The following is a 14,518-nucleotide window of genomic DNA, read 5'->3' as shown; positions in this document are numbered from 1 at the left end:
CGTCAGAAGAACAGTCTTCTGGTGATGTCGGCGCTGCGCCATCACGGCAATCTTTCGCATACCGAGATTTCATCCTTTACCGGCCTTGCCTCGGGCACCGTGTCGGCGATTACGGCCGAGTTGGAGAAAAGCAGGTTGATCCTGCGCACCGAGCAGCAGTCGGCGCAGGGGCGGGGACGTCCTCGTGTTCTGTTCACACCCAATGCCGCCTGCGCCTATCTGGCGGTGGTCATCATATCATCAGACGCCATCCAGTATTCACTCGCCGACTACAACGGTAAACTGATCGACCGCTTTTCCGAACGACGGCAGGAAACGCAGCGCGGCGATTTCGTGGCGGCAATCAACACGGGGCTTGCACGCCTTGCCAGCCGTTCGCGGATTACCCATGAGGCGATCCGCCATTTGTCGATCAGCAGCAAGGGTCTGGTGGATCCGGCCGGTGGGCGGCTTGTCTGGTCGCCGGTGCTCGGGGACGAACAGGTCGATTTTCATGACGATCTCGCCGAGGTCTGGCAAAATCGCGTTGCGGTCAACAATGAGACGCTTCTGGTGGCCGAAGCCTTGTGGATGCGTCAGCAAACCAAACCGGATAGTTTGTTGACCGGGGGCAAGGGCATGCTTGCGGCACTGTCGCTTGGTCACAGTATCGGGCTTGGTATCGCTCGTTCAACGGCAAGCGGTTTTGAAGTGGTTGCACCGAATTTCGGGCACATGTTGCACATGCCGGGCGCTGCGCTTTGTCGATGTGGTTCGCGTGGCTGTATCGAAGCCTATTGCGGATTCTACGCCATCTTGCGAACGGCCTTTGAAGTGCCGCCGGACACGATACCAGCGAAATTCGTGCCGTTGGCTGAACTGGACAAGATTGCCAGCAATGCCCGCCATGGTAACCGCATGGCCGCCTTCGCATTCCGGCAGGCCGGACTTGCGCTCGGCAATGGCCTTGCGCGCCTGTTCAGTCTTCATGATCATATGCCGGTCTTCGTCACCGGGCCGGGCACACGGTATTATGATCTGCTGCAGGGCGGCATTCTGGAAGGGCTTTTACAGTCACAAGCCGTGCGTTTTGGCGGTTTACCTGCCATTCACGTTGAACTTAATGAACCAGAACTGGTTTTTGAGGGGCATATGGGGCTTGCATTGTCGCGCATGGATGAAGATATGGTCTCGGCGGGAATGACAACACCCCCCAGCGCACAGGCGGGGTGATCCAAACGGGAGAGATTTATGCAGCTCATTGATACCAATCATCCGATTTACCGTCCACTCTGGGTGCGGCTTTTGATTGTTATCTCCTGTACTGTGTGGTCTCTCATTGAGTTCTTTATCACCCAGGAAGCATTCTGGGGCACGATTGTCGGCGGCGTTGCTGCCTATTCCGCCTATATGCTGTTGTTTACATTCAAGCCTGCACCGCCAGTCGCACAAAAGCCTGATGTGGCAAAAGACGACGAGGCTAACGACTGATCAGCTTGATGGCCTGATCGATCAACAGGTTGGCCGCTGTCATGCGGGCATGGGCGTTGGCACGAAATTCGGGTGACAGACGGTCGGGGTGATTGAGCTTGGCAAAGGCGCGACGTTTTTCCGACAAGCTTTCAACCGTGTCTTTGTCATCGATTGCCAGTTCATCGGAAACGTCAGCCAGTGACGTCCGTTCCAGATAGGCGGGCATTGGCTCCGGTTCGGGCTCCGGCTCAGGCTCTGGTGGATCCGGCAGAAAGTCGAGATAGGCATCGAAGGCTGCGCCAAACCGTTCAGGATCGGGTCGTTCTGTCTCCAGAACGAAACTTGTGGTGAAACTGGCAGCCGTCGTCTTGTGCGGTGTAACTGCGTCTTCCTGTGCCTGTTCTTCCGCTTCCTGGTTCAGCCGTTCAACAACGGACTGAAAGACGGATTGTCCAAAAAGCATGTCTTCCTCCCCTCGTTGATGTGAGCGTTGCCGTTTCAGACCTTATGCATTGGAAAGATGGCGCAGGGCTTGCAGCGGTGAATAGGTGGTGGACGCGACGTTGCGGCTTTCTTCGAGAACAAGGTCGTAGAGCAGCTGTGCGCTGGGCGGCAGGGCCCGGTCCTTTGCGGTGATCAGGCTGTAGGGTTTCAGGTTGAGCTCAAAGTCGGTTGGCAGGATGCGAATTTCCCCGACCTGCGAACTTTGCCCGGCCACAAACTCTGCCATGTCATAGGCGAGCGGTGCAATGGCGTTGGTTTTGCAGACGATCGCCAGCGTCAGCACCACGGATGGTGTGTTGATGATGTTGCGGGGCATCGGTGCGCCATTCGCCACAAAAATCTCTTCCATGGTGCGGCGAAGCAGGGCACCCGGTGGCTGGAAAACCCAGTCAAAGTTTGACAGGTCCTGCAGGCGGGCAGGGCCATTGTCGAGTAGCGGATGGCCCTTTCGCACCAGAAGACAGGCGCGCTCGACGCCAATTTCATGGGCGTTGAACGGAGCCGGGTTCAGATCTTCGGGTATACGACCGATGATAAAATCCTGACGAGCGGCCAAGAGATCGCGTGCCAGTACGTTACTGGTCTCTACCTGTACGTTGATTTCGATGCCCGGATAAGTCTCTACGGCGCGGCTGATGGCGGGTACCACCATGCTGATGGCGGGTGCGGTGACTGAGCCGATAAACACCGAGCCGCCGCTGCCGGATTTCATCTGGGCGAGTTCGCGCCCGGCCTCGCGCAGTTCCAAAAGTATCTTGCGGGCACGAAGGGCAAGAGCCTCACCGAACTGTGTCAAGACGACGCCACGGGAGGCGCGCTGACAGAGTGGACTTTTGACGATTGATTCCATTTCGGACAACATGCGTGATGCGGCCGGCTGCGTCATGTTGAGGGCTGCCGCCGCAGCGCTGACTTGTCCATGGTCTTTTATCATGACCAGCATACGAAGATGGGCCATCTTCAAGCCTGCACGCAAAAGTGGATTATCCTCGACTGCTGAGAAAAAATCATCCCTATCAAGTGCGTTTTGCTCTCTGGAGTTGCTCATAATGTCACATCTCGCCAATTTCGGGTGTTATATCGATTTAATATATCAGAATTGATATGACAAACGCCAGATATTCTATTTGACAGTTATATGGATTCAGAACAGTTTGCACCTGTGCCGTGGAGGAGCGGCGGGCAGGCGTACTGATAAGTAAAAAACCGTCCTGTCCAAATCTGCCTCCTTACAATTCTGGCATGGATTTGAAGGCGGCGCCTGGGGCGCGCCTGACAAGGGTTCAAAGGGAGAGATTTATGAAATCCATCGTCTCGTTAATGGCAGCCTGTGCCATCGGCGTTGCAAGCTTTGCTGCGCCTGTATTCGCTCAGGATAAGGGCACCGTCGGCATCGCAATGCCAACGAAGTCCTCTGCACGCTGGATCGACGACGGCAACAACATCGTCAAGCAGCTTCAGGACGCTGGCTACGCCACAGACCTGCAGTATGCTGACGACGACATTCCGAACCAGCTTTCGCAGATTGAAAACATGGTAACGAAGGGCGTCAAGGTTCTGGTTATCGCTTCGATCGACGGCACGACTCTGTCTGACGTTCTGCAGCAGGCTGCTGACAAGGGCGTTAAGGTCATCGCTTACGACCGCCTGATCCGTAACAGCGGCAACGTTGACTACTACGCAACCTTCGACAACTTCCAGGTTGGCGTTCTGCAGGCAACTTCGATCACGGACAAGCTCGGCCTCAAGGATGGCAAGGGCCCGTTCAACATCGAACTGTTCGGTGGTTCTCCAGACGATAACAACGCATTCTTCTTCTACGATGGTGCAATGTCTGTTCTTCAGCCTTACATCGACAGCGGCAAGCTTGTTGTAAAGTCTGGCCAGACCGGCATGGACAAGGTTGGTACACTGCGTTGGGACCCAGCAACGGCCCAGGCCCGTATGGATAACCTGCTCTCCGCATTCTACACAGATGCAAAGGTTGATGCAGTTCTGTCGCCTTATGATGGTCTGTCCATCGGTATCTTGTCTTCGCTAAAGGGCGTTGGCTACGGTTCTGGCGATCTGCCGCTGCCTGTTGTTTCCGGTCAGGACGCTGAAGTTCCGTCCGTCAAGTCGATCATCGCTGGCGAACAGTACTCCACGATCTTCAAGGACACACGCGAGCTGGCCAAGGTTACCGTTGGCATGGTCAATGCCGTTATGCAGGGCAAAGAACCTGAAGTTAACGACACCAAGACCTACGAAAACGGCGTGAAGGTTGTTCCTTCCTACCTGTTGAAGCCAGTTGCTGTAACCAAGGACAACTACAAGGAAGTTCTGGTTGACGGCGGTTACTACACAGAAGACCAGCTGAAGTAATCTGTTTCTGAATGCCGGGGGTGGAGCATCGTCTTTTCCCCCGGATTTTGTTTGAAAAAATCGCCGGATTAAACCGGCGCTGGATTTTGATATGGACGATACCATTCTCGAAATGCGGAATATCACTAAGACGTTCCCCGGCGTTAAAGCGCTGGAGAATGTGAACCTCAAGGTTCGCAAGGGTGAAATTCACGCACTCGTCGGTGAGAACGGCGCAGGAAAATCGACCTTGATGAAGGTTCTTTCCGGTGTATATCCCGCGGGCTCATACGACGGCGAAATTCATTACGAAGGTCAGGTGCGTAATTTCCGCGCCATCAATGACAGTGAAGATATTGGCATCATTATCATTCACCAGGAGCTGGCGCTCGTGCCGCTGCTGTCGATTGCCGAGAACATTTTTCTGGGCAATGAAATCGCCACCAATGGCGTGATCAGCTGGCAGCAGACGTTCAATCGCACGCGTGAGCTTCTGAAGAAGGTCGGGCTGAAAGAATCGCCTGAAACTCTGGTTACCGATATTGGCGTGGGCAAGCAGCAGCTTGTTGAAATCGCCAAGGCGCTGTCCAAGAGCGTGAAGCTGCTCATTCTCGATGAGCCGACAGCTTCGCTCAACGAAAGCGATTCCGATGCACTTCTCAACCTGCTGATTGAATTCCGCAATCAGGGTCTGACCTCGATCATCATCACGCACAAGCTAAACGAAGTGCGCAAGGTGGCCGACCAGATCACGGTTCTGCGCGACGGCATGACCGTCAAGACGCTGGACTGTCACAAGGAAGAGATCAGCGAAGACGTCATCATCCGCAACATGGTGGGCCGCGATCTCGAAGATCGTTATCCGCCACGCAACGTGCCGATTGGCGAGACCATTCTTGAGGTCAAGAACTGGAACGCCTTCCACCAGCAGCACCGTGACCGTCAGGTCTTGCATGATATCAACGTTACCGTCCGTAAGGGCGAGGTGGTCGGTATCGCAGGCTTGATGGGCGCAGGACGTACCGAATTCGCCATGAGCGTGTTCGGCAAGTCCTATGGCCACAAGATCAGCGGAGACGTGCTGATCGATGGCAAGCCAGTGGATGTCAGCACGGTTCGCAAGGCGATTGATGCCGGGCTTGCCTATGTGACGGAAGACCGCAAACATCTTGGTCTGGTGTTGAATGACAACATTCTGCACAATACCACGCTTGCCAATCTTGCCGGTGTTTCCAAGGCATCCGTCATCGACGATATCAAGGAAATGAAGGTCGCAACGGATTTCCGTTCGCGCCTGCGCATCCGTTCACACGGCATTTTCCAGGAAACGGTCAATCTCTCCGGTGGCAACCAGCAAAAGGTTGTGCTGTCCAAGTGGCTGTTCTCCAACCCCGAGGTTCTTATCCTCGACGAACCGACGCGCGGTATCGACGTCGGTGCGAAATACGAAATCTACACCATCATCAACCAGCTTGCCGCCGATGGAAAAGGCGTTCTGATGATCTCATCAGAAATGCCTGAACTGCTCGGTAACTGCGACCGCATCTACGTCATGAACGAAGGACGCATCGTCGCTGAACTGCCGAAGGGAGAGGCGAGCCAGGAAAGCATCATGCGCGCTATCATGCGCTCAGGGGAGAAGAACTCATGAGTTCGGCCAATACCAATACCGAAGAAAGCAACGTCGTTTCCATCTCGTCCTATCTACGGAGTAATATCCGGGAATACGGGATGCTGCTTGCGCTCGTCGCGATCATGCTGTTCTTCCAGGTTTATACCGGTGGCATTCTGTTTGCTCCGACCAACCTAACCAACCTCGTGCTGCAGAACTCGTTCATCGTCATAATGGCGCTGGGCATGTTGCTGGTCATCGTGGCAGGGCATATCGACCTTTCCGTCGGTTCAATCGTTGCTTTTGTCGGGGCGATTGCGGCTATCTTGACCGTTCAATGGGGCTGGCACCCGCTCTTGGCAGCTATTGTCTGTCTGGCTGTCGGTGGCGTTATCGGTGCGGCACAGGGTTACTGGATTGCCTATCACCGCATTCCATCGTTCATTGTGACGCTGGCGGGCATGTTGGTGTTCCGTGGTCTGACGCTGTTCGTGCTGGGTGGCAAGAACATCGGTCCGTTCCCACGTGACTTCCAGATCATCAGCACCGGCTTCCTGCCGGATATCGGTGGCATCGAAGGTCTCAACACCACATCGATGATCATAACCATCCTGATCCCTCTGGTTATGTTCTTCCTCAGCTGGCGTCGCCGTGTGGTCAACCAGAGCCACGGTATCGATGTTGAACCGCTCAGCTTCTTTGTCATCCAGAACGTGCTGGTTACGGCTGCGATCCTGTTCCTTGGTTATAAGCTGTCGGCCAACCGTGGTCTGCCGAACGTTCTGATCGTCATGCTGGTGCTGATTGCTTTCTACAGCTTCATTACCCGTCGCACGACCATTGGCCGCCGTATCTACGCGCTGGGTGGCAACGAAAAGGCAACCAAGCTTTCCGGTATCAACACCGAGCGCTTGAGCTTTCTGACCTTCGTCAACATGGGTGTTCTGGCCGGCCTCGCTGGCATGATCATCGCAACCCGCCTCAACTCGGCAACGCCGAAGGCCGGCGTGGGCTTCGAGCTTGACGTGATCGCGGCCTGCTTCATCGGTGGTGCCTCGGCATCCGGCGGCGTGGGCAAGATCACCGGTGCGGTAATCGGCGCTTTCATCATGGGTGTGATGAACAACGGCATGTCGATTGTCGGTCTGGGCATCGACTTCCAGCAGATGGTCAAGGGCCTCGTGCTGCTGGCTGCCGTGTTCTTCGACGTCTACAACAAGAACAAGGGCTGATCTTCGGATCAGCCTTCCATCTTCACTACAGAGGTTTTTCACGGCCGTTCAGCGGCCGTGTTCATGTCTAAAGCTTTTAATGCCGGGAAAGGAAATACCGTGCTGATTTCACAGGTCAAGGATGCCAGTGGCAAGCTGGTCGTCGCTGTTCGCGAAGACGCTGGCGAGGCGCGTGCCGTAAACAATGCTGATTCGGTTTATGCATTGGCAATCGAAGCCGCAAACAGCGGCAAGAGCCTTGCTGATGTTGTTAAGGCCCATGGTCTTGGCGATGTTGTCGATCTCGAGAAGGCCTATGCTGAAGGTCGTTTCCTGCCGCCGATCACCCATCCGGATCCTGCACACCTGCACCTGACCGGCACCGGCCTGACCCACCTCGGTTCCGCTGCAACGCGTGACAGCATGCACAAGAAGGCCAACGATACGGCCGAAGAAACGCTGACCGACTCCATGAAGATGTTCAAGATGGGTCTTGAGAACGGCAAGCCGAAGGCTGGCGAAAAGGGCGTTCAGCCGGAGTGGTTCTACAAGGGTAACGGTTACGTTGCCACCGCACCGGGTGCTGCACTGTTGTCGCCGTCATTTGCCTTGGACGGTGGTGAAGAGCCTGAAATGGCTGGCATCTACGTTATCTCGGACAAGGGCGAGCCCTTCCGTATCGGCTTTGCCGTTTCCAACGAGTTTTCCGACCACGTGACAGAGCGGGTCAACTACCTCTATCTGGCACACTCCAAGCTGCGTCCTGCAAGCTTTGGCCCGGAAATCCGCGTTGGTGCGCCACCTGCCGACATTCGCGGTACATCGCGCATTCTTCGAAACGGCAAGGCGATCTTCGAAAAGCCGTTCCTGTCGGGTGAGGACAACATGTCCCATACGTTCGAGAACCTTGAATACCACCATTTCAAATACGGCCTGTTCCGCGCACCTGGCGATGTGCATGTCCACATGTTCGGTACGGCAACCCTGTCCTTCGCGGATGGCGTAAAGCCCGAGGCTGGCGACGTGTTCGAGATTGAAGCTGCCGGTTTCGGTCTGCCGCTCAAGAACCCGCTGAAGGTTGAAGCTGAAGAAATCATTGCGGTAAAGCAGCTCTGATTCCCGAGCGGCATGCCGCTCTCTTTGACTACGATCAAAAGCCCTGAACCTGACGGTTCGGGGCTTTTCCTTTTGGAGGCGTTATTGCGGGTTCCAGAGCCCGGCTTCACCAACCTCCACAGAGTTGCCTGATGGGTCTCTGATGTAGACGGAATAAGAACCGTTGTTCCAGCGTTGATAGTGCTCTACCTCAATGGCCAGTGACAGAAAATGGTCTCTCCATCTGTCGACCTCGGTCTTATTGTCGACGCGGAAGCAAAAGTGGCCGTTGCCAGTGGTGCCGTGACGCGGGATGGGATTGGAGGGATCGGCCATGCGAGATTTCTCCGGGTCGAAGATCAGCAGCATCTGTTGGCCGCAGCGGAAAAATACAAATTGCCCGGCCAGTTTTCGCACAATCTCAAGCCCGAATACGTCGTGATAGAAGCGCTCTGCTGCATCGAGATCATCGGCGTAAATCACCGTTTCGAGAATGGCTTTTGGTGGTTGCATGGTCTCCTCCGTTGTCCAAGTAACGTATCAAGCATGTCTCTGTGTTCGCTCTCTTCAAATTAGCGCTTGAATCTCTAGTCGCTGTAGCTTGTAGGCTTTCACCATGAAAGTTGAAGGATGGCGTCATGATGGAAGACGAAGCAAGGAAATATCTCGCAGAAACCGCTCTGCTGAATTTCGGATCGGGTAGTATTCAAGCGTTGGTGAAAGCGCGAGGCTGGAATGAGCTGTCTGCTTATGCCCGCATTGGCGCGGTCTATGACTATGTCAGAAACGAAATCAGGTTTGGCTACAACAGTGCCGACGATATTCCGGCCAGTGATGTGTTGGCTGATGGTTACGGCCAATGCAACACCAAGGCGACGCTGCTGATGGCATTGCTACGCGCAGTCAAAATCCCGTGCCGCCTGCATGGTTTTACAATCCATAAGGGTTTGCAGCGTGGCATCGTACCGGAACTGGTCTATGGACTTGCGCCTGACAATATACTGCATAGCTGGGTGGAGGTGTATCATGAGGGCACTTGGGTGGAACTTGAGGGTTTCATTCTGGACGCGGCATTTCTGAAAATTTTGCAGGGTCGGTTTGCGGGGCAGGGTACATCACTGTGTGGTTACGGTGCAGGCACCGATTGTCTTGAGGCGCCGGCCGTCGAATGGAATGGTCGCGGCACCTACATTCAGAAAACCGGCATCAATGCCGATCTTGGCCTGTTTGACAGTCCGGATGTCTTTTATCGCCAGCATAGACAGGCGATCAACGGGTTGAAGGGGCTGTTATATCGCAGCGTCATCCGGCATTGGATGAATGCTCGCGTTGCCAAAATTCGTGGTGGACAGATACCAATTATTCCGGAAGGGCCAGCAGCACATGCGCATCAACCGGGTGGCGTTCTTGCGAAACGGAACGGTTAGGGTTTAACCGCAGTGACTTGAAGCCATTTTGTGGGTTGCCTGTCATACCCACTGCCGTTTGCTGTTACCACTGACAGGCTGGTCCAGGGATATTGGTCATAGACCTCGCGTAACCAGGCTTCCGAGGGGTAGTTGAAATAGCGATCAAACTGATCGCGCCCCTCTTTTTCTCCTGCCTTGAAACTGGCGTAGAAAATGCCGCCGTCCTTCAAGGCAGCGTGAACGCGATGGATGATGCCACCAAGTGCGGCACGGGGTACGTGCAGCAGGCAGGCATTGGCCCATATGCCATGATAGGTCTGCTTGGCATCGATATTGTCAAACAGCAGAGTTTTGACGGGAATGCCAAGCCTCAGCGCTGCGGCTTGTGCAATTTCCGCCGTGCCGTCAGTGGGATGCACGTCAAACCCTTGGGCAATCATCACTTCGCTGTCTTGTCCGGCCCCGCACCCTAATTCAAGAATGCTGGCGCCCGGCTGAAGCAGAGACAGGAACTGTGTCAACTGTACATGCAATGGTTTTTCGCCGCGCGAGGTATAGGCATCTGCCTCCCGGGTGTAAAAGTCCAGCGTGGTAATGTCGTGTTTGCCGTCTGCCATTCCGGCGTCCGCCTTAGCTCTGTGACTGGCTTTGGGCCTGCTCCACAGTCACCGAGACGTTCAGATCCTCCGCCGAGTTCCCAATCCGCATGCCGGAAACAGGCGCACAATCACGGTAACATAGGCCGGATGCGATTGTGACGTAATGGTCGTTCGGGCAGAGGTTGTTGGCGGCATCAAAACCAACCCAGCCAAGCCCGGTAATATGGGCTTGCGCCCATGCGTGGGTTGCGGCTTGTTCTTTCACGCCATCCATCAGCAGATAACCGGATACGTAACGCGCTGGAATGTTGAGCATTCGAGCAGCGGAAATGAAAATGTGAGTGTGATCCTGACAGACGCCTTTTTGCGCCTCCAGCGCCTGTTCGGCAGTTGTTTCACTGTCGGTTGAACCAGGCAAATATTCAACAGTCTGGTGAATGGTCTCCATCAGGCCATGCAGTTTCGCAAGTTCGTTTTCACCGCTCGCATTGCGGGCCAATTCTCGGATCAGTTTGCCAGGTTTTGTCAGTAGCGTTTCGCGCATGAACAACCAGAGCGGCGCATAGGTGTTGTGCGGACCGTAGACACCGGCGCGGTCTTCCGTCTCGATCTCGCCCGATGCCGTCACGGTCACGGTCTGACCTTGTCCTTCAAGTTCGACAAGTTCCACACGGTTGCCGAAATGGTCGTCGTAGTTGGCTTCAACTGTTGCCCCCTCAACGGTGACCGCCCAATGTCTTACTGTCTGGCCCGGTCCCGTTGTCGGGGTCAGGCGCACACGCTGCAAGGCGTAGGGGACAGGGGCATCATAGGTGTAGCGGGTAACGTGGTTTATCTTCAGACGCATTGTTCCATCCGTTTCCCGCTCATTGATAGAAGCGGTACCCTTCCGTTATTTCCTGGCCGAGCTGGCTGTTCCGGTTAACAAACTCCTCAAGGAATTCGTGCAGGCCGCCATCCATGATGCGGGTTACCGTCGTGCTTTTAAGACTTGCTCGAATAGCATCGGCGGTTTCATGTGCCTTGTGCTTTTCATCATAGTCCGAAGCAAGATATCCCAGATTGCTGACGATCTTTTCGTAGCAATAGGCGAGCGAGCGCGGCATGCGACCGTTGAGAATCAGGAAGTCGGCAATGTTTGCGGGTTTGTATTCAGCGTCATAAACCCAGCCATAGGACCGATGCGCCGAAACGGAGCGCAGAATGGATTCCCACTGAGCATTGTCCAGCGAAGAACCGACATGGCTGGCCGCCGGCAACAGCACATAATATTTGACATCCAGAATTCGGGCGGTGTTGTCAGCACGTTCAATGAAGGTGCCGATGCGCGAGAAATTGTAGAGATCGTTGCGCAACATGGAGCCATGGAATGCACCACGCACCAGTCCGGCGCGTTGCTTGATGGCGTCGATGCATTGTGGAAGTTCGGCTGCCTTGACCTTTCGGGAAAGCATGGCTTTCACCTCAATCCAGAATTCGTTGGTTGCTTCCCATGTTTCCCGTGTTAGTGCGGTGCGCACCATGCGGGCATTGTTACGACCCGCTTCAATGCACGACATCACGCTGGAGGGGTTGCTGCTGTCTCGTAACAGATAATCGATGGCGTCACTTGAGGTGACGCGCTCGTGTATCTCGGCAAAACTTTCGCGCACACCAGCGCTTTGCAACACGCCGTCCCAGTCTTCATCACCGGTGCCACTGCGTGTCAGAGAAACGCGCAATCCCGCATCGATGAGGCGTGCGATGTTTTCGGCACGCTCGATATACCGGAACATCCAATAAAGTCCGTTTGCAGTCCGTCCCAGCATGCTTCAGTCCTCCAGTACCCATGTATCCTTGGTGCCGCCGCCCTGACTGGAATTTACAACCAGCGAGCCGGCCTTCAGCGCAACGCGCGTCAAGCCACCGGGGATAATGCGGACCTTGTCGGAAACCAGAACATAGGGGCGCAGATCGACATGGCGCGGGGCAATGCCGTTCTTGACCATGATGGGAACTGTTGAAAGCGAAAGTGTTGGCTGGGCAATGTAGTTTGCGGGTCGAGCACGCAGCTTTTCAGCAAACAGAGTGCGTTCTTTCTTGCTGGCTGTCGGACCAACAAGCATGCCGTAACCACCGGAACCATGGACTTCCTTGACCACTAGTTCGGCAAGGTTATCCAGCACATATCTCAGACTGTCCGGTTCAGAACAGCGCCAGGTTGGCACGTTTTCAAGAAGTGGTTTGCGGCCGGTGTAGAACTCGACGATTTCAGGCATGTAGGAATAGATCGCCTTGTCGTCGGAAATGCCGGTGCCGGGCGCGTTTGCAATGGTGATGTTGCCTGCGCGGTAGACATCCATGATGCCGGGAATGCCCAGTGCCGAATCCGGACGGAAGGTCAGCGGGTCAAGGAAGTCGTCGTCAACACGACGGTAGAGCACATCGATGGCCTCGTACCCACGTGTGGTCCGCATCTTGACCTTACCATCCATCACCCGAAGGTCAGAGCCTTCCACCAATTCCACGCCCATCATGTCCGCTAGGAAGGAATGTTCATAATAGGCGGAGTTGTAGATACCGGGTGTCAGCACTGCGACGCGCGGTTTGCCGGTGCAACCGGGTGGTGCCAGAGACGAAAGAGACTGGCGCAGCAGATAAGGATAGTCCTCAACCCGCTGTACCTTGTTCTCGTGGAAAAGTTCCGGAAACATCTGCATCATGGTTTCGCGGTTTTCCAGCATGTAGCTGACACCTGAAGGTGTACGCGCATTGTCTTCCAGCACGTAAAACTGGTCTTCGCCAGTGCGGACAATGTCCGTGCCGACAATGTGGGTGTAAACGCCGCCCGGTGGCGTGAAGCCGATCATTTCCGGAAGAAAGGCTTCGTTTTTCTCGATCAATTCCCGCGGAATACGTCCGGCGCGAATGATTTCTTGCTTGTGATAGATATCATCAAGGAAAGAGTTAAGCGCGAGAACGCGCTGCTCGATACCCTGTGCCAGCTTTCTCCACTCACGGCCTGAAATTATGCGGGGAATAATGTCGAAGGGGATAAGCTTTTCGGCGCTGTCGGCATGTCCGTAGACCGCGAAGGTAATGCCGGTTTTTCGGAAGATCTTTTCTGCGTCTTCTGACTTGCGGATCAGGTGCGCCCTGTCCTGGCGGTCGTACCACTCGTTATAGTTTTGATATGGGCTTCGCGGAGCGTTGTCCGCACTTATCATTTCGTCAAATGCCAACGGTATGTTCCCCATTTTTTACTATTTGAATACAACGACAGAAGCAATGCAAGAACCATGCGCAGTTCAGCAAAAAGATTTTTTATTCGTTGGTTCAAGAAAAAGCCCACGCAAATCAGGAATTTGCATTGCCCGATCTGTGTAAAAATTCGGCATTTGCGCAAAGGTTCCGTTGCGGCAAATATTATCTTTGCGAACTGTCTGCGTGATAAAAATGCGATTGCTTATTTTTTACTCTGAATTGCATTTTTTGAGTTTTGGCGACGAAGAAACACCAGTCAAAGCGCACAAAATCGAGGCGTGGGCGCGTGGCGTCAAAAATACGGAACAGGGGAAATGCATCAAAGGGGAAAAGATTAACCTTTCGCGTAACGGTTTAGTACATTGTTAACCATAAAATTATACCTCTTGTTCATATTCGATTGGATGACGGGGGTTATATGTCCATCTCACGCCGTGCGGTACTGTTCGGATTGCCGCTTTTCGTTGCTGGTTGCGCGAGCACCGGTGTTCCAATGACGCAGAAGTATGCCGCGAAGCCTGCTGAAAAGTTCCCGCTTCCAGCCATGCCGCTTGACAAGATCAAGCCGGAATTGCGCCGCCAGGAAGTGGCATATGAAACAGCACATCCGGCTGGTACCGTTGTCGTCGATACGCCGGCCCGCCGCCTCTATTACGTGATGGGCGAAGGTCGTGCGATGCGTTACGGCGTTGGCGTTGGTCGTCAGGGGCTGGCGTTGAAGGGTGATGCCTATATTGGCCGGAAGTCGGAATGGCCAAGCTGGACACCCACTGCGAACATGATGCGCCGTGACCCCAAGAACCTGAAATATGCTGGCGGCATGCCGGGTGGTCCGAACAACCCGCTCGGCGCACGTGCGCTTTATCTCTACCGCGGTGGCAACGACACGATGTTCCGTCTGCATGGCACCAACCAGCCGCAGTCGATCGGCCACGCCATGTCGAGCGGCTGTATCCGCATGTTGAACCACGATGTGATTGATCTTTTCGAGCGCGTGCCGGTTGGCGCACGCGTGGTGGTTCTTCAGGCCTGATCAAGGTCGAGATCGCT

General features: G+C 54.7%; 15 protein-coding genes. 8 read left to right on the top strand and 7 right to left on the bottom strand.

Going from position 1 to position 14,518, the window contains the following annotated elements:
- Window positions 1-24 precede the first annotated feature (24 nt).
- Entirely contained in the window at window positions 25-1,212 is a 1,188-nt protein-coding gene (locus tag HGO37_RS02855; protein WP_192488845.1) for an ROK family transcriptional regulator, read from the top strand.
- 18 nt (window positions 1,213-1,230) lie between these two features.
- The gene (locus HGO37_RS02850) at window positions 1,231-1,470 is read left to right on the top strand and encodes a hypothetical protein (protein ID WP_250982037.1); all 240 of its coding nucleotides are present in this window, start codon (window positions 1,231-1,233) and stop codon (window positions 1,468-1,470) included.
- On the opposite strand, the gene HGO37_RS02845 is transcribed toward HGO37_RS02850, so the two are convergent.
- Both HGO37_RS02845 and HGO37_RS02840 read right to left on the bottom strand, forming a co-directional pair.
- Complete coding sequence (locus tag HGO37_RS02845; RefSeq protein WP_250982036.1) at window positions 1,460-1,915, bottom strand: hypothetical protein; 456 nt, start codon at window positions 1,913-1,915, stop codon at window positions 1,460-1,462. The genes HGO37_RS02850 and HGO37_RS02845 overlap by 11 nt on opposite strands.
- Window positions 1,916-1,957: 42 nt before the next feature.
- Window positions 1,958-3,004, bottom strand: a complete 1,047-nt coding sequence (locus HGO37_RS02840; RefSeq protein WP_192488310.1) for a LysR family transcriptional regulator — start codon at window positions 3,002-3,004, stop codon at window positions 1,958-1,960.
- A gap of 251 nt (window positions 3,005-3,255) precedes the next feature.
- Here HGO37_RS02840 and chvE point away from each other — a divergent pair, with 251 nt between their 5' ends.
- The 4 genes from chvE (at window position 3,256) to araD1 (ending at window position 8,238) form a co-directional block, all read left to right on the top strand.
- A complete protein-coding gene (gene chvE / locus HGO37_RS02835) occupies window positions 3,256-4,320 on the top strand; it encodes a multiple monosaccharide ABC transporter substrate-binding protein (RefSeq protein WP_192488311.1) in 1,065 nt (354 codons plus the stop codon).
- 91 nt (window positions 4,321-4,411) lie between these two features.
- The gene (gguA, locus tag HGO37_RS02830) at window positions 4,412-5,950 is read left to right on the top strand and encodes a sugar ABC transporter ATP-binding protein GguA (RefSeq protein ID WP_192488312.1); all 1,539 of its coding nucleotides are present in this window, start codon (window positions 4,412-4,414) and stop codon (window positions 5,948-5,950) included.
- On the top strand, window positions 5,947-7,143 hold the full coding sequence (gene mmsB, locus HGO37_RS02825) for a multiple monosaccharide ABC transporter permease (RefSeq protein WP_192488313.1): 1,197 nt from the start codon (window positions 5,947-5,949) through the stop codon (window positions 7,141-7,143). Before gguA ends, mmsB begins: the two co-directional genes overlap by 4 nt.
- Window positions 7,144-7,242: 99 nt before the next feature.
- Window positions 7,243-8,238 carry an AraD1 family protein gene (gene araD1, locus HGO37_RS02820; protein WP_250982035.1) on the top strand — a complete coding sequence of 332 codons (996 nt, stop codon included), beginning with the start codon at window positions 7,243-7,245 and terminating at the stop codon, window positions 8,236-8,238.
- Window positions 8,239-8,319: 81 nt separating this feature from the next.
- Here araD1 and HGO37_RS02815 read toward each other — a convergent pair whose 3' ends face one another.
- A complete protein-coding gene (locus HGO37_RS02815) occupies window positions 8,320-8,730 on the bottom strand; it encodes a VOC family protein (RefSeq protein ID WP_250982034.1) in 411 nt (136 codons plus the stop codon).
- 125 nt (window positions 8,731-8,855) lie between these two features.
- Here HGO37_RS02815 and HGO37_RS02810 point away from each other — a divergent pair, with 125 nt between their 5' ends.
- Window positions 8,856-9,644 (top strand): transglutaminase-like domain-containing protein, encoded by a 789-nt coding sequence (locus tag HGO37_RS02810; protein ID WP_250982033.1) that lies wholly within the window; start codon window positions 8,856-8,858, stop codon window positions 9,642-9,644.
- Here HGO37_RS02810 and HGO37_RS02805 read toward each other — a convergent pair.
- Genes HGO37_RS02805 through HGO37_RS02790 form a run of 4 tightly spaced genes read right to left on the bottom strand, consistent with a single transcriptional unit; the run spans window position 9,641 to window position 13,446 of the window.
- On the bottom strand, window positions 9,641-10,243 hold the full coding sequence (locus HGO37_RS02805; RefSeq protein WP_250982032.1) for a class I SAM-dependent methyltransferase: 603 nt from the start codon (window positions 10,241-10,243) through the stop codon (window positions 9,641-9,643). The genes HGO37_RS02810 and HGO37_RS02805 overlap by 4 nt on opposite strands.
- A 13-nt stretch (window positions 10,244-10,256) precedes the next feature.
- A complete protein-coding gene (locus HGO37_RS02800; protein WP_250982031.1) occupies window positions 10,257-11,072 on the bottom strand; it encodes a transglutaminase family protein in 816 nt (271 codons plus the stop codon).
- A 19-nt stretch (window positions 11,073-11,091) separates the two neighbouring features.
- A complete protein-coding gene (locus HGO37_RS02795) occupies window positions 11,092-12,033 on the bottom strand; it encodes an alpha-E domain-containing protein (protein WP_192488318.1) in 942 nt (313 codons plus the stop codon).
- A gap of 3 nt (window positions 12,034-12,036) precedes the next feature.
- Window positions 12,037-13,446 (bottom strand): circularly permuted type 2 ATP-grasp protein, encoded by a 1,410-nt coding sequence (locus HGO37_RS02790; RefSeq protein WP_250982030.1) that lies wholly within the window; start codon window positions 13,444-13,446, stop codon window positions 12,037-12,039.
- Between the two features lie 440 nt (window positions 13,447-13,886).
- Between HGO37_RS02790 and HGO37_RS02785 the strand changes: the two genes are divergently transcribed.
- Window positions 13,887-14,501 (top strand): L,D-transpeptidase, encoded by a 615-nt coding sequence (locus tag HGO37_RS02785; RefSeq protein ID WP_192488320.1) that lies wholly within the window; start codon window positions 13,887-13,889, stop codon window positions 14,499-14,501.
- Window positions 14,502-14,518 lie beyond the last annotated feature (17 nt).

The sequence above is a fragment of the Rhizobium sp. CG4 genome (assembly GCF_023701965.1).
GTDB lineage: Bacteria > Pseudomonadota > Alphaproteobacteria > Rhizobiales > Rhizobiaceae > Agrobacterium.
Note: the sequence above shows the minus strand (reverse complement) of the source record. Positions and strands in the feature narration are given on the sequence as shown.

What these genes read in the sequence shown, in the direction of transcription:
- HGO37_RS02815 (WP_250982034.1), bottom strand. Translation starts at nt 8,730, where the DNA reads ATGCAACCACCAAAAGCCATTCTCGAAACGGTGATTTACGCCGATGAT.
- HGO37_RS02850 (WP_250982037.1), top strand. Translation starts at nt 1,231, where the DNA reads ATGCAGCTCATTGATACCAATCATCCGATTTACCGTCCACTCTGGGTG.
- gguA (WP_192488312.1), top strand. Translation starts at nt 4,412, where the DNA reads ATGGACGATACCATTCTCGAAATGCGGAATATCACTAAGACGTTCCCC.
- HGO37_RS02805 (WP_250982032.1), bottom strand. Translation starts at nt 10,243, where the DNA reads ATGGCAGACGGCAAACACGACATTACCACGCTGGACTTTTACACCCGG.
- HGO37_RS02840 (WP_192488310.1), bottom strand. Translation starts at nt 3,004, where the DNA reads ATGAGCAACTCCAGAGAGCAAAACGCACTTGATAGGGATGATTTTTTC.
- chvE (WP_192488311.1), top strand. Translation starts at nt 3,256, where the DNA reads ATGAAATCCATCGTCTCGTTAATGGCAGCCTGTGCCATCGGCGTTGCA.
- HGO37_RS02855 (WP_192488845.1), top strand. Translation starts at nt 25, where the DNA reads ATGTCGGCGCTGCGCCATCACGGCAATCTTTCGCATACCGAGATTTCA.
- HGO37_RS02810 (WP_250982033.1), top strand. Translation starts at nt 8,856, where the DNA reads ATGATGGAAGACGAAGCAAGGAAATATCTCGCAGAAACCGCTCTGCTG.
- HGO37_RS02845 (WP_250982036.1), bottom strand. Translation starts at nt 1,915, where the DNA reads ATGCTTTTTGGACAATCCGTCTTTCAGTCCGTTGTTGAACGGCTGAAC.
- mmsB (WP_192488313.1), top strand. Translation starts at nt 5,947, where the DNA reads ATGAGTTCGGCCAATACCAATACCGAAGAAAGCAACGTCGTTTCCATC.
- HGO37_RS02795 (WP_192488318.1), bottom strand. Translation starts at nt 12,033, where the DNA reads ATGCTGGGACGGACTGCAAACGGACTTTATTGGATGTTCCGGTATATC.
- HGO37_RS02800 (WP_250982031.1), bottom strand. Translation starts at nt 11,072, where the DNA reads ATGCGTCTGAAGATAAACCACGTTACCCGCTACACCTATGATGCCCCT.
- HGO37_RS02785 (WP_192488320.1), top strand. Translation starts at nt 13,887, where the DNA reads ATGTCCATCTCACGCCGTGCGGTACTGTTCGGATTGCCGCTTTTCGTT.